12 protein-coding genes are annotated in these 14,083 nt (G+C 38.7%); 9 read left to right on the plus strand and 3 right to left on the minus strand.

The genetic code is table 11. The features are described from left to right. The first annotated feature begins 18 nt into the window (after positions 1–18). Positions 19–444 (plus strand): GNAT family N-acetyltransferase, encoded by a 426-nt coding sequence (locus tag EP737_RS08500; protein ID WP_129727540.1) that lies wholly within the window; start codon positions 19–21, stop codon positions 442–444. A 232-nt stretch (positions 445–676) separates the two neighbouring features. Continuing rightward, entirely contained in the window at positions 677–1,636 is a 960-nt protein-coding gene (locus tag EP737_RS08505; protein WP_205650912.1) for a substrate-binding domain-containing protein, read from the plus strand. A gap of 254 nt (positions 1,637–1,890) precedes the next feature. Here the strand turns inward: EP737_RS08505 and EP737_RS08510 are convergent, their stop codons facing one another. Then, positions 1,891–2,604, minus strand: coding sequence for an SIR2 family NAD-dependent protein deacylase (locus tag EP737_RS08510; protein WP_246040205.1), 714 nt, complete (start codon positions 2,602–2,604; stop codon positions 1,891–1,893). A gap of 337 nt (positions 2,605–2,941) precedes the next feature. On the opposite strand from EP737_RS08510, the gene spoIIQ reads away from it, so the two are divergent. From spoIIQ to mreB, 5 genes are all read left to right on the plus strand, one after another. After that, complete coding sequence (gene spoIIQ / locus EP737_RS08515) at positions 2,942–3,805, plus strand: stage II sporulation protein SpoIIQ (protein WP_129727542.1); 864 nt, start codon at positions 2,942–2,944, stop codon at positions 3,803–3,805. A 251-nt stretch (positions 3,806–4,056) separates the two neighbouring features. Further along, a complete protein-coding gene (locus EP737_RS08520) occupies positions 4,057–4,212 on the plus strand; it encodes an ABC transporter ATP-binding protein (RefSeq protein WP_129727543.1) in 156 nt (51 codons plus the stop codon). A 152-nt stretch (positions 4,213–4,364) separates the two neighbouring features. Further along, positions 4,365–4,853 (plus strand): hypothetical protein, encoded by a 489-nt coding sequence (locus EP737_RS08525; RefSeq protein ID WP_129727544.1) that lies wholly within the window; start codon positions 4,365–4,367, stop codon positions 4,851–4,853. A gap of 569 nt (positions 4,854–5,422) precedes the next feature. Then, positions 5,423–5,695, plus strand: a complete 273-nt coding sequence (gene spoIIID, locus EP737_RS08530; protein ID WP_129727545.1) for a sporulation transcriptional regulator SpoIIID — start codon at positions 5,423–5,425, stop codon at positions 5,693–5,695. A 160-nt stretch (positions 5,696–5,855) separates the two neighbouring features. Next, positions 5,856–6,857 (plus strand): rod shape-determining protein, encoded by a 1,002-nt coding sequence (gene mreB / locus EP737_RS08535; protein ID WP_129727546.1) that lies wholly within the window; start codon positions 5,856–5,858, stop codon positions 6,855–6,857. 98 nt (positions 6,858–6,955) lie between these two features. Here the strand turns inward: mreB and EP737_RS08540 are convergent, their stop codons facing one another. Then, positions 6,956–8,035 (minus strand): phosphodiester glycosidase family protein, encoded by a 1,080-nt coding sequence (locus EP737_RS08540; RefSeq protein ID WP_129727547.1) that lies wholly within the window; start codon positions 8,033–8,035, stop codon positions 6,956–6,958. A 343-nt stretch (positions 8,036–8,378) separates the two neighbouring features. On the opposite strand from EP737_RS08540, the gene EP737_RS08545 reads away from it, so the two are divergent. After that, positions 8,379–8,990: a serine O-acetyltransferase gene (locus tag EP737_RS08545; RefSeq protein ID WP_246040206.1), complete on the plus strand. Its 612-nt coding sequence runs from the start codon at positions 8,379–8,381 to the stop codon at positions 8,988–8,990. Positions 8,991–9,261: 271 nt separating this feature from the next. On the opposite strand, the gene EP737_RS08550 is transcribed toward EP737_RS08545, so the two are convergent. Beyond that, positions 9,262–10,116, minus strand: a complete 855-nt coding sequence (locus EP737_RS08550; protein WP_129727548.1) for an SGNH/GDSL hydrolase family protein — start codon at positions 10,114–10,116, stop codon at positions 9,262–9,264. An 867-nt stretch (positions 10,117–10,983) separates the two neighbouring features. Here EP737_RS08550 and EP737_RS08555 point away from each other — a divergent pair. After that, positions 10,984–13,950, plus strand: coding sequence for a CDP-glycerol glycerophosphotransferase family protein (locus EP737_RS08555; RefSeq protein ID WP_129727549.1), 2,967 nt, complete (start codon positions 10,984–10,986; stop codon positions 13,948–13,950). Positions 13,951–14,083: the final 133 nt, after the last annotated feature.

Genomic DNA, 14,083 nt, shown 5'->3' on the forward strand with positions numbered 1-14,083 from the left:
GTTTTTAGGGGGAGAACTATGGGAAGCCAGTATGAAATTTTAAGGGAGACTCCAACGCTAGCTGAATACAAATATTTATGCTTAGTTGCCGGCTTGGATAATGAGATAAATTTTAACGTTGCCGAGAGATCACTAAAGAACTCCATTTTTGCTGTTACAGTTAAGAGTCGTGATAAGGTCATAGGAATGGGAAGAATTGTAGGGGATGGGGCGATGTACTTTTATATTCAAGATGTAATCGTTCATCCGGGTTATCGAAGACTGGGGATGGGTAAAGAAATTATGAATACATTAGTCGAGTATCTAAAAGAAAATGCGCCAGATAAGGCATCTGTCGGGTTATTTATCTCAAAAGGGAAAGAAAATTTCTATGAAAAATGCGATTTTAAGGATGCCACACCTCATACAAAAGGGATATTTACGGTAATAAAGAGATGTGATTAGAAGGGAATCATATCTTTTCAATATGCATTTCATTCCCGCTCCCATGAATGATGTGGATGAGCCGAAAAAACAAGCTAATCGTCTGTTGTATATAGATGATTAGCTTGTTTCATGAAAAGATAACTTTTATGTTAATACTAGGATAAATTATTATATAAATTAATAAATAAATATAAAAACAATATTTTCGCAGTTTTAAAAAATTATGAAAAGTGTAATAAAAAAGGATAAAATGAAAGAAAGGAGGCAGCTTGTTTTGGAAGAAAATCGTTCATATACAACCGAAGAGGTTTCAAAATTACTAAGGGTTTCTAAATTGACTGTTTACGATTTAATTAACAAAGGTGAATTGCCTGCCTACCAGGTTGGTCGGCAAAAACGGATCGATGCGGTGGATTTAGAACAGTATATTAATCGCTCGAAAAATGTTAAGAGTCATAAACCATTAAACAGAGAAAATCGTCAAGATCATCAGTTAGAGCCTTCATTACAGCATGCTGTTATTATAAGTGGACAAGATGTAACCTTAGATATGCTAGCTAACTCCCTTCAAAAGGAAGGCTTTAAATCCTTACGTGATTATAACGGAAGCCTAAATAGCTTAATTTCCATGTACAATGGCAAATGCACGATTGTCAGTACTCACTTGTTTGATGGGGATACAAATGAATACAATCTGCCTTTTATTAAAAAAATTCTCACAGGACGCTCCTATATCGTGATTCGTTTAGTATCAAGATGGGCAGGTTTTTATGTGCAGTCTGGCAATCCGAAGAATATTAAAACTTGGGAAGATCTATTGAGACCTGATATCAAGATTGTCAATCGTGAAAAGGGAGCAGGTGCACGAGTTTTATTGGATGAACAAATTCGGATTCGTAATATGTCTCCAAAAGAGATTCAGGGCTATCATAACGAGGAAAGTAATCATCTCAGTGTAGCAACGGCGGTTGCTCAAGGGCTTGCGGATGTAGGAGTTGGAATTGAAAAAGAGGCAAAGATTGTTGCTGTTGATTTTATTCCCCTCATTCAAGAACACTACGATTTGGTTATCTTAAAGTCTGATGAACAGGAATCCTTAATTCAAACTATGCATAAGATTCTAAACTCCACTGAATTTAAAAATAAAATTAGCTGTATTGAAGGATATGATACAGCTAGAACAGGTTCCGTGATTTTTGAGACTCTTTAGGTTCAAAAAGGGTATTGAAATGTTATCACTCAAGATAAAATTCAATGGCTATAGCTGCATCACTTTGCCGATCAGAAGCGAACTATTTGTTTCTATACTAAGTAAAATAAGAGAGCATAAGACCGCAAAGCAACCTTCCAATAAAAGCTTTGCGGTTTTTTGTGTTTTAAGGATAAAATATCAGTGCAATTTTTGCCTAACGGCGAGATTTCTTTTTCATAACAAAAAGAAGGTGCTGAATACAGCCTCTACTTCTACAATAACGACTCAACTTCACGCAACACTTCAGCTGCTTTTTCACGAATGACAAGATCAAATTTGTCATCAAATGGTGTTTCATCCATATTGATAATCGCAATCTTGCCTCTTGCCTCAAGCGGTAATTGATTAACCGGTGATACGCGCAGGCTTGTCCCGATGATAAGCAATAAATCAGAGCGAGCAATTTCTGTAAATGCTTGGCTCCAGACGTCCTGAGGCAGCATTTCCCCAAATAGTACGATGTTAGGCCGCAGCCTTCCACCGCATGATGAGCATGGCTCCTTTTCTAAGAAGGTCTCTAGCGTGGATGGTGTCCCGCAATGATGGCAGTAAATATGATCTAGGCCGCCATGCAGCTGGGCAACATTCTTGCTTCCGGCTCTTTGATGTAAATTTTCCACATTTTGCGTAGCGAGAAATTTCACTATACCTGCTTCTTCCCAGCGCGCTAGTATGTTATGACCCTCATTAGGCGAAATATTCTGGAGCTGCTGTGCGATCCGTTGTCCGTAAAAGCTATGAAAGGCGTCATAGTCGTTATCGATTGTATCAACATGCGAAATGGTAAACGGATCATACTTCTTCCATAAGCCCTCAGATGAACGAAAATCAGGAATGCCGCTCTCCGTACTCATGCCTGCTCCCGTTAATACAACCATATGCTTTGCATTTCGCACGAGTGAAGCTAATTGTTCTGCCTTACTCAAGGAAAAACCCCCTTCAATTCCTAATAGATTGCTGCTAGCATTTGTTACTCTTCCAATCTGGTCACTATAGGTGAAACCTTTTCTTGCTGTCTAATTCCATTGTAACAGATATATTCATGTGAAAAAAAAGAGAAAATCCTTGTAAAAACAACAGATTTTTTGGCTTTTTTATGTGTAAATCTGTCTAAAATCCAAAGCCCACAGCAGCTTTCATGTATTTCCTCGGAAATTCTACACATTTTTATGTATATTTATCTGAAAAAGTCGAAAAATACTTGGTTAGGCGTGTATAGTTTGTTGGAAATTTGTTCAAAATGATTGCTGAGGTGATGATAGAATGAGAGATGGAGAAAAAAAGCAATCTTCTCGAAAGGTAGTGCGCTTATTCCAAAAGCGCTGGGTATTTCCAACCCTTTATATCGCGTGTGCAGCAATTATTTTGACGGCAGCCCTTTGGTATCAAGCAGCAAAGGATCCAAAGCAGCTTAGTCAAAAGCCATCTGCACCATACAGCAGCCAGCAGGAAAATCCGACTATCTCGGTAACAAGCCCGTCGGAAATCGTGAAAATGCCGGTAGCTGATGCAGATCAGGTTGTAGTGAAAACGAAATTCTATGACGACAAAGCGAAAGCAAAAGAGCAAGAAGAAGCACTTGTATTCTATAACAACACGTACTCTGCTAACACTGGTATTGATCTTGCAGCGAAGGACGGTTCAGCGTTTGACGTAACAGCTGCAGTCAGCGGTACAGTGACAAAGGCAGAAAAGGACGCATTGCTCGGTTATGTTGTAACAGTTGAAAGCGGAAATGGTATTTCAACATTCTACCAAAGCTTAAGCAAGCTGCAAGTAGCGCAAGGTGATACAGTATCACAAGGCGATGTACTTGGTAAAGCTGGTATGAATGAATTGAACAAAGACGCAGGTAACCATGTTCACTTTGAAATTCGCAAGGACAATGTTGCAGTAAATCCAGAAAGCTACTTTGAAAAATCAGTTGCTGATATTAAAGTAGAGCAAGCAAGCACAGAAGCGAAGGAAAACAGCACTCAGCCAGCTGAAGAAAAGCAGCCCGCTAAGGACGAAAAGAAACAAACAGAAGGGGACAGCACATCCTCTGATAATAGCAAGAAGCAAACGACTGAAGAAGATGCATCTAGCGACACATCTTCTGAAGCTGGAGACAGTACAACACCATAAAAAGGGAGCTCCTGAGAACGATCTCAGGAGCTTCTTTTTTATACTTTAAGAAAGTATAAATTTCTAGCTGGAAGACCATTCGACGTAGTGAGAAATTCTAGGAACAAAGTATAAGTGCAACTACGCCTCTGTCTTCGCCCAAGAGCAGGGCTCGCCAATCGGCGAGTTTTCTTTATTTTATCTGCTTGGACACATCCTTGGTAATCTGAATCCTCTACCTACATATATATAGAAAAAGGGGGTGTATAGACATGTCTCTTATATTTGCTATTGCGGTAGGAATTGTATTTTGGTTTATGATGTTTACGCTCTATTGGCTGATCACAAGCAATCGCAAGGAGAGCTCCAAGCATTTACCGCAGTACTTAGTAGAAGAATACGATGAAGCGGTAGAACGAAACCGTTAACGGCACTCTCCGGCAGTGTCTTTTTTTTGAAGAGATATCATTTGATTTCAGCAACCGTTCTTCAGGGGCAAGTGAAGCTATATTTCATTTTTAGAATAACATACAGAAACGCAGCTACTTTCCTTGTATAATGAAGGTAAGGGGGGAAAGATATGGCAGATTTGCTAGATGGAGAAGTTCGATATTATCCAAAGCAACCAGGATCAGACCTTGAGATCACGAATGTTCGTATTATCTCAAAGGGAAGTGTGTATTCCACAAACTATATTGCCAACATAGGGCAAAGCCAAACCGAAAGCAAGGAGCGAAAGCCCTGGGAGCTTCTTTGGATAATAGGAGCTGTCATCTTTATCATGCTGTTTCTAAGGGATCTGATTGAACCGGAACTCAATCTTTTGATGCTTAGTCTTGCTGTCATTTGTGGTTTCGTTGCTTTTTCTTTATATAAAAGTGCTAAAAATGATGTTCCGCTCTATTTCATCCACGTAAAGATGACAACAGGAGACGAGATTTCGCTTTCGTTCAAGGAGCCTAAAGATCGTGAGGAGGCCTTTGACGCACTTAGCAAAGCACTCGCCTTTTGGCGCATTCACCAAACACCGACAACAAAAACAAGAATGGAACGGTTTCATTCATCATGAAGCAAGAGCTTCATTCGTATATTAGGCAAGCCTCAGCTTTGAAGTGATGTCCCGCACCTAAACCCAATAATTTAATATCCCTTCCTACAGAAAGACAAAAGGCAGCCCTGCTTTTTTGTATCATTTTGCAAAATCCATGTGAAGGAGAGAAGAGCTTGTATAAGGGTGTAGATTCCCAGTTTAACAGGCTCTTTTTATTGCTAGTGAGACTGTCCTTCCCAACATTCCTCTAAGTTTTCAAGAAAAATTCACTTTTTCTCATAAAAACTTGTAATTTTTGTCATCTTAGTCCGCAAAAATGCGCTCATTGTAGCATATAACCCGAACACGCACAATACAATGTTATAAAGTGAGACGGCTATCCAATGGCCGTCGAGCAAACCGGGCTGCTGGTAATGAGCGCGGAATAAACTTAACAGAGAGAGTGTTTGAGGTGAGAAATCGTGGAACATTTCATGATAAACAGCAAGGATTCTAAGACTTATGACCCACACTCGAACTTACTTCCATGTACAGTGCAGCGAGTCTCATTTCACGCTTCTCACATCCATTTTAGGGAGGCGAGTGGTGTGCACGATTACATCAAAGAGAGAACTATCAAGATTGGAAAGTATATCGTGGAGACAAGAAAAACAGTTCGCGTGATCGCAAAGGAATTTGGTGTATCAAAGAGTACCGTTCACAAGGACCTAACGGAACGGCTGCCCGAAATCAATCCTGAGCTCGCGAATGAAGTGAAGGAGATTTTAGACTATCATAAATCAATTCGTCACCTTCGCGGCGGAGAAGCAACCAAGCAGAAGTATCGCAAGGAAGAAACGGAAAAAACGGTACGGCAATAGGGAGATTCCCGCAAACCTCCGGTCCACCTTAAGGAACTTTGAATCGAAAAATCTTAATACACTTGTTACGTTTACGTAAAACTTGTGATAAAATTTTAAATTAGGTGTGAAAGAATTCGGCGCTCAGCATGAGTGAAGAATCAAGGAGGATTTGACTGGGATGTTTGCAAGAGATATTGGAATCGACCTTGGCACGGCCAATGTATTGATTCATGTAAAAGGTAAAGGAATTGTATTGAATGAACCGTCTGTTGTCGCAATCGACCGCAATACAGGAAAAGTATTGGCGGTAGGGGAAGAAGCAAGACGTATGGTAGGACGTACACCTGGTAATATTGTGGCGATTCGTCCGCTAAAAGACGGAGTAATTGCAGACTTTGATGTTACAGAAGCAATGTTGAAGCATTTCATTAATAAATTAAATGTGAAAGGCTTCTTATCTAAGCCTCGTATCTTAATCTGTTGCCCAACGAACATTACATCGGTTGAACAAAAAGCCATTCGTGAAGCAGCTGAGAAATCAGGCGGCAAGAAGGTGTATCTAGAAGAGGAGCCAAAGGTAGCTGCGATTGGAGCTGGGATGGACATTTTTCAGCCGAGCGGGAACATGGTTGTGGACATCGGAGGAGGTACAACGGATGTCGCGGTGCTTTCTATGGGCGATATCGTAACCTCCTCCTCCATAAAAATGGCGGGCGATAAGTTTGATTCGGAAATTCTAAGCTATGTTAAGCGTAAATACAAGCTTTTAATCGGAGAACGAACTGCTGAGGATGTTAAGATTAAGGTCGGCACAGTATTCCCAGGTGCACGTAAGGAAGAAATCGATATTCGCGGACGTGACATGGTATCAGGCTTACCGCGTACAATTACAATTGGCTCTGAAGAAATCCAACAAGCGCTTAAGGAAAATGCAGATGTCATTGTACAAGCTGCTAAGGGTGTGCTAGAACGTACGCCTCCTGAATTATCCGCCGATATTATCGACCGCGGTGTTATCCTGACGGGCGGCGGTGCACTGCTGCACGGTATTGACATGCTGCTTGCGGAAGAACTAAAAGTACCAGTATTGATCGCAGAAGATCCTATGCAATGTGTTGGCATTGGAACAGGGATCATGCTGGATAATATTGATAGGCTGCCAAAACGGAGTCTTGTCTAAGTGATAAAAATGACCTAACAGGCATATTATGTGCTTGTTAGGTCATTTTTCTTTCAAAGCAATCAGTTTTTTACTCCACAAAAAGAAACAACCTGCAATTATTGATTTGTTTGTACTGGAAGTCCGGTGATTTCAGCAATCTTTTCCGGTGCTGCAGATTTTCCATCTATAGTAACACTAACCTTTTGTCCCTCCATTGCCGTCACAACCCAACTATTGGGAAGGTATCGAGTTTGATGAGAAGATGTAGAAGGGATGTTTAATATATCACCTAATGCATAGATAGTAGCAGAAGATCCTCCATCCATTGCCATAGCTTGAACGGCTCCTAAATCATATAGAAGCTCCTGGCAATCTTTCAAAGAAGCACCGATGCTGTGAGACTGTCTTCCATCCACAACAAGAAAGAGCATTGTTCCATCCTTTTTTTGCGCGATAATGGTTCGCGGACCATATCCCCAGCCGCCGTTTCCGCTTGTAATCATTTTTTTTCCATCAACAATGAGCTGTGGCTTAAAGCTTGCCGCAGAAACAACCTGTTGTTGCAGCATCTGTGCTGCTGTGTAGTCACCTGTAATTAATTGTCCATCCTTGGTTAACCCAGCTGTAATAGCTGGTTTGTCATTCTCGGATGTATGAATGACCTGCCCATCTGCAATGACAACCCCGAGTCCAATCTTCCCGCCTCCATGTCCAGTCGAGTCAGAAAAGCCGCTTGCATTTACAGCTACCAGCGCATGAGCGCGACGAGCCATCACGTCCAGTTTCTCCCCTACATCCGAACCTTGCGAGCCTTGCTGGACGACAAGCTTCACATTTAAAGGATTGTTTATGGTCATGAGCTTTCCTTGAAAGTAGTGATCTGCGTATCTGCGATTAATGGTTTCTATCGTGATGGTAAGGGGAGTATTCGCTTTTTTCTTCAATTCTGTATCACTTAAAGCATTGGCTGCTTTACTATTTTGGAATTTTGGATTTTCGATATCGTCCATAATGCGATTCAGCTCTTCATTTGATAAGAAGGTATACTTTGCAAATTGTCGATGCTGAGAAGTAAGAATGCTTTCAGCAGCAATGATTCGCAAATTGTGCCCAAAGGGTGTAGCGAATAAGATAAATAAAGCAATGATAATCCCGCCTGCCAGGAGGAGGGATAAAATTTTTAGAGCTTTTTTCATATAGTATAGGTCTCCTTGATCCGTATAGTGTAATGTAAAAGAGTAAGATAGTTAAGGCAACACTGATCCTAACTCTAAAATGCCGTACAATACACAGTTTAACAAGAAAAGTCCTAGTATGTATATAAGGCTTAGGTCTTCTTTCATCACACATATACAAACGTACAACTTTAAAAAGAGAGAAAAGTAGTTCAACAGGTTGGAGCGTAAGTGCGTTGTACAATTCTGTACTCCATTGTTCTTTAGAAATGGTTGATTTGGATTGGTTTTGCTCTTGAAATATACATAGGATTAAGGTAAAAATAATGAATAACGAACAATTGGATATCAAGGGGAGAGAATTTTGCCGATAAAGACTCGAGAAGACTATTATATATATTTAGAATCTGATTTAGATGCAAGGAAATTAGATCAATGGAAACGCAGTTATAAGGTTTTGCATCCAGAACTATACTTCCAACGTTTATTAAGGAAGGCAGAATATTTAAAGACAAAGAAGTTAAAGAACTCTTTCTGGCTGTGGAGATACAACAGATCATTAATCCAGCTTAAAAAGGTAGGAGCCAGATTAGGTATCTCTATACATCCAGGGTCATTTGGTCCGGGATTAAAAATCCCACATTTTGGCTCAGTTACAGTTAATAAGAAAGCTCGTATAGGAAAAAATTGTGAAATTCACTCTGGAGTTAATATAGGTATGCATAAAGGTGCGGTTCCTAAAATCGGTAATAACGTTTATATAGGGCCTGGAGCCAAAATATTCGGAGGAATAACAATAGGGAATAATGTATCTATAGGAGCTAATTCTGTTGTCACTAAGGATGTTCCGGACAATGTAACTGTTGTCGGCATTCCGGCTAAAATTATAGCTGAAAATACAAAATCTCAATCTAGAAGAGGCTATGACAACGTTAAAAAGAGACGTGCTGAGACAGCACAAGAGCCAAAAGGGTAATCGTGTAATAACAGATAATAGACATAAAAGCTGCTTTGTTAGTGCTAAAGAAAGTATAAATTTGCCCATCTAGGGGACTTTCATAAATGTACTGAAAGGAACTGATTCCTAATAATCCGCATTACAGGTGGAGTGTTAGGAATTAGTCTTTTTTACACCTTACGTATAAATTTTCAGCTTCGACGTAGTAGGACATTTTAAGAATAAAGTGTCAGTGCAACTACGCCTCTGTCTTCGTCCAAGGGCAGGCTCGCCAGTCGGCGAGTTTTCTTTATAATCGTGTCAGTTGCTCTGAGAAGGAATTTTTTAGAATATCAAACCAAATTTTATATCCAATATCATTAGGGTGTACCCCATCTGCAATGAGGGTCTGTTCTAGCGGCAGTTTTTTTGTATGTATTGCTTTTTCATACGCAGTATGGATATCGATATAATACCATCCTTTACTTGTAACATATGTTTTGGTGCTATCTAAATAGTCCTTGTATGTCAAACCAAGTTTATTTGCCTTAACCCTTGTAGTACTAGGGTTTGGTGATTGCAGTACAATTAGTGTCTCAGGAAATTGCTTATGGATTGTATTTACAATAGTCTTTATATCAGCATTTGTTTGTTCAAGTGATACAGATTTGCGTTGATTGTTGAGGAGACAAACTTCAAATATTACTATATCGGGCTGCTCTGCTATAACTTCATTAATCCGATTTTCTTTCAGTAGCTGGGACGTTGTGTGACCTGGGAATCCCTTATTCACAATCTTTACATGGCGGATACCCTTTACATTAGATCCAACATAATTTTGGAGCAATCCAACCCATGAGTGATTGAGATGATCATTCCCTTCAGGTGAAGCACCTACCCCGTAAGTAACACTATCCCCTAATGCGACTATTTTTGCACTTCCATTTTTATAGGATGTATATCGTAAGAAATCAATCATGCTTTTATGTGAACTTTGTTTCATTTCTGTAAGCATGTCTTGATAAATCTCTTCTGGGCTCTTCTTAGGCTCCTCGATATAGCGAGTAACAGTTTTTTCATCTTTCTTTTCAAAGAACAAATATAAGTTACAGGTAATGGATAAGATAAGCAAAGCAGTAACAGTAAAAATCCAGACTCTTTTCATTTGTTGAAACTCCTTACTTTTGTGAACTAACGAATCTATTATATACAACTTATCAATAGAGGGATAGGTGTAAAACTAGCAAAGTCTTTTCTTATGTATGTAGGGGCTTCTTTGTTAAACAATCAGAGTACATGCCCTCACTTGTAGCAGTTTGTTTATTTAAAAGGGATTATTTTTGTCTAATGTACAGGGAAAAGCATGATGAGCAATGTAAAGTGTATAGAGGATAATCAACCAATCCCCTAACATTCTTTTATTTAGATGTTTTTATTTAAGGGAAATTAATGTAATATTAAGTGAGCATATTGAGTAACGGGAAATAGACAATACTCTCTCGCTACTACCTTAGACTCATTAAGAGAACGCGGTTCCATATTTTCTGAAGCATTCTTTGAGAAGGTGAGTAACTGAAGTAAATACAAGAGTTAGGGAGGGTATTTCATAGAGAACATATTTTCTTGGATTTATTGGTCTGGATACTTATATTCTACAAGAAACGTGTTCTTTTTGTTGCGGTTTTTATGATGGTCTTCTCTGGTCAGTCAGCACGCCTGATCAATCGTATGAATGAATTTTAAGAAGTGAGGGTTGTGATTTGGGCGTTTGCGGGTGTATGTAGAAATTAACTGTAAACTTATGAATGGATATTGTAAACGGTATTATATGCGTTATAATATTTATTTGTGAACATATTTTACCAGGTTTATCGTGTGTATCCAATAGGATGACGGGAGAAACTGCTGTTATACATAGTATTTATAGTATATAAAACCCTTGTCATGCAAGGGAATAACAAGATATAAGTAAAGGTTTATTATTGATCTTACTTTGGATATTAAAAAGGAAAAGAAATGAAGAGGTGAGAAAATGCAAAAAAATATAGGAAAGAAACTAGCGTTCGATCGTATAATATGGGACGGGACAAGCTTACAGCTCACTTTTTCCAAAAACTTTTCCTATAGTGAAGATTTATGTAAGCTATTAATTCAGAATCGGAACGGAAATAAAAGAAAGTTATTGGAATATAAGTGCAAGGAATACCCAGAATCTTATAAGTTCATTATTCCTACAAAGCAAATGGAAGAGCTAGAAAAAGGAAGATGGGATTTCTTTGTGGAGCTAGCAAGTGGAAAGACGGCTAGCCAGAAGCGAATCGGTTTATATGATGTGCCCGTAACGTCAGAACCACTACGTTACCTTAATCCAATTAATAACAACGGTAAATATTCCTTTATCCCGTACCTTACAGAAAAAAATGGTCTGTCTATTCATTGTGGGAACCTGCTGCAATTGGAGGATAAAAGCTATGATGTGGTACAATTTCCGCGAAAAGTGAAGCGTATAGAAGAAACTGCAACAAAAGTAATGTTTTCTTTTAAAGAACCACTGTCTGGTGATGCAAAAGATATGCAACTGATTATGAAAAGCGGAGATGATGTTTGCCTAGTCCCGATGCGCCTTGACAGCAAACGAGAAGGTCTTGTCGTCGATAAAAAAGAGCTAAAGCCGCTTCATAAGAAACAGAAGTGGAACGTGTACTTGCAAGTGATAAAAGGCAATATATTAGAGCGTTACGAGTTAAATATTCAAGCAAAGACAAAGAATCAGATTGCCTTTGCTATTAAGAAACAAAATGAGGAGCCACAAAAAATTTCCCGCCAAACTATCAAAGGAAAAATGCTTGCGGAGAACTTGCGAATTCAGAATGGATATATCGTGTTTGATGTAGCGCCGAAGGAACTAAAATATGCTCATAAAATAGAATTTTACCTAAGGAAAAGAAAAGCAAAGGATAAAATAATATTGGATGTAAAACGATCCTTGCATAAAGGGAAGGAACAAATCAAGATGCCTCTTTCCCAATTACAAAACGAGATTGTTGCCACAGGAAGATGGGATTTGTCTGTCGAACTCCATCACGAGCATGTGAAAGAAGTAAGAAGAATCGGGCATTATAATGTTACATATAAAGCTGAAGCGGATAAGCATGTGGGTTATGTGAAGCTGCATGAAGAAATCGGTGTTGCACCTTACCTAACAGCAGATAATGAATTCTCCTTCTATTTCTGTACAGAAGAGCAATATGTGAACGCAAAGTATCCGGCTAACGCGGGGATCCTTGATTTGTCTATGAACAAAGCAGGCCTATTGCAGTTTACGGCTGGTGTGACAGTTAAGGAAACAAATGACTTTGCTGTAGATCACGTTGTTTTGCGACTTCGAAATGATAAGAGCAAAGTATTCCATATTCCTTGTACTGAAGAGAGTTTAAAGGATGGATACAGCAGAAAAATTAAGGCTGAATTCAATCTAAGTGAAGTAGAGCTAGAGCAATTCTATTGGGACTTCTTTATTTGTGTTACATTAAGAAATAAAGAGAAACGATTGATTCGACTTCGAAATGATAAGTATTCCATCAGATTGAAGCTAAAGCATCAAATGCTGAAGTATAGCATAACCAATCAAGATGGTTATATGGCATACCCATATACTACTGCAAATGATTGTCTTAGTATCACGTATCGTCAAACAGGAGAGTTTGAGTCTCTTAAGTATAAGGTCAATGAATATACTGCATATTTTTTATATAATCTGCTATTTTGGTATTTTAATTGGAAGCCGATTTGGCTGATTCATGAGAAGTATTCAGAAACAGCACAAGATAATAGTTTTTATTTCTTTAAGCACTGTTACGAAAACTATTATGGTAAAAAGGTTTATTATGTAATCAAGAAAGGTTCCGCGGATGAACAAAACTTGATTCCATATAAGAACCGAGTCGTTTATTTCATGAGTATCAAGCATCTTTTGTTGTTGCTTGCTTCTAGATTAATTGTTGCTTCAGAAACAAAAGGGCACGGATATGCATGGCGGGTTTCTAATGGCGTCATCCGTGATTTTGTAGATCAGAAAAAGTATGTTTTCCTACAGCATGGTGTATTAGGCCTAAAGCGGGTAGACAACACATTTAAGGTGAATTCATCAAATGGTGCAGAATTATTTGTAGTTTCCTCTGATTTTGAGAAGAAAATTGTAGAAGATTATTTCGGGTATAAGAAAGAGAATATTATTGTTACAGGCTTATCTAGATGGGATGTAGTGCAAGATCGCTCACAGGAGATGCCTAGGAAGGAAATTTTCCTAATGCCAACATGGAGAAACTGGCTTGAGGAGGTAGAAGAGGAGCAGTTTGTTCAGTCCGATTACTACCGCGAGTATAATGGTGTTCTTCAATCAGAAAAATTCCTTCGTGTACTCAAGGAAAATAATGTTGTGCTTAACTTCTATGTACACCCGAAATTTATGCCATATGTTTCAAACTTTACTAGTTCAAATGAGCACATCAATGTTATTCAATTTGGAGAAGAAAAAATCAATGACTTACTCATGCGTTCAAGCCTATTAATAACGGATTATTCTAGTGTAGCTTGGGAAATGTATTATCAGAAGAAGCCGATTCTGTTTTTCCACTTTGATTTAGAGCAATATGTAGAAAATCAAGGAAGCTATATGGATTTAAAACAGGAGCTATTCGGTGATGTATCATATAGTGCTTCTGAGTTAGTGGATAAGCTCAGCATGTATATAGAAAACGGATTCCAAGAAAAAGAAGAATTCAGCGCAATACGACATGACTACTTCAAATACGTCGATCATAACAATAGTGCTAGAATTTATCGTGAGATTATAAAGAGGGAAGATGAACTTACTCAGCCGGATTCTCTTCTCGTTCGCATGAAAAAGAATTATCTGATTAGATCTCTATGGAGAAAATCCAAAGAAATCCCCCTTGTTCATCGGATTAGCAGACGAATTTTGATGGTATTAGAATAAGAGAACTATATAAAAGTGAAGTTTCACGGCGAACGTATCTTACTGTATTACTAATATCATTTATCAAATAAAGGATATCCCAAAAGGCGATGCACAGTGCTAATGCTAACCTTTTAGGATATCCTTGTTTTTT

Source organism: Ectobacillus funiculus, assembly GCF_004138295.1.
Taxonomy (GTDB): Bacteria; Bacillota; Bacilli; order Bacillales; family Bacillaceae_G; genus Ectobacillus; species Ectobacillus funiculus.

What these genes read in the sequence shown, in the direction of transcription:
- EP737_RS08500 (WP_129727540.1), top strand. Translation starts at nt 19, where the DNA reads ATGGGAAGCCAGTATGAAATTTTAAGGGAGACTCCAACGCTAGCTGAA.
- EP737_RS08505 (WP_205650912.1), top strand. Translation starts at nt 677, where the DNA reads ATGAAAGAAAGGAGGCAGCTTGTTTTGGAAGAAAATCGTTCATATACA.
- spoIIQ (WP_129727542.1), top strand. Translation starts at nt 2,942, where the DNA reads ATGAGAGATGGAGAAAAAAAGCAATCTTCTCGAAAGGTAGTGCGCTTA.
- EP737_RS08520 (WP_129727543.1), top strand. Translation starts at nt 4,057, where the DNA reads ATGTCTCTTATATTTGCTATTGCGGTAGGAATTGTATTTTGGTTTATG.
- EP737_RS08525 (WP_129727544.1), top strand. Translation starts at nt 4,365, where the DNA reads ATGGCAGATTTGCTAGATGGAGAAGTTCGATATTATCCAAAGCAACCA.
- mreB (WP_129727546.1), top strand. Translation starts at nt 5,856, where the DNA reads ATGTTTGCAAGAGATATTGGAATCGACCTTGGCACGGCCAATGTATTG.
- EP737_RS08540 (WP_129727547.1), bottom strand. Translation starts at nt 8,035, where the DNA reads ATGAAAAAAGCTCTAAAAATTTTATCCCTCCTCCTGGCAGGCGGGATT.
- EP737_RS08550 (WP_129727548.1), bottom strand. Translation starts at nt 10,116, where the DNA reads ATGAAAAGAGTCTGGATTTTTACTGTTACTGCTTTGCTTATCTTATCC.
- EP737_RS08555 (WP_129727549.1), top strand. Translation starts at nt 10,984, where the DNA reads ATGCAAAAAAATATAGGAAAGAAACTAGCGTTCGATCGTATAATATGG.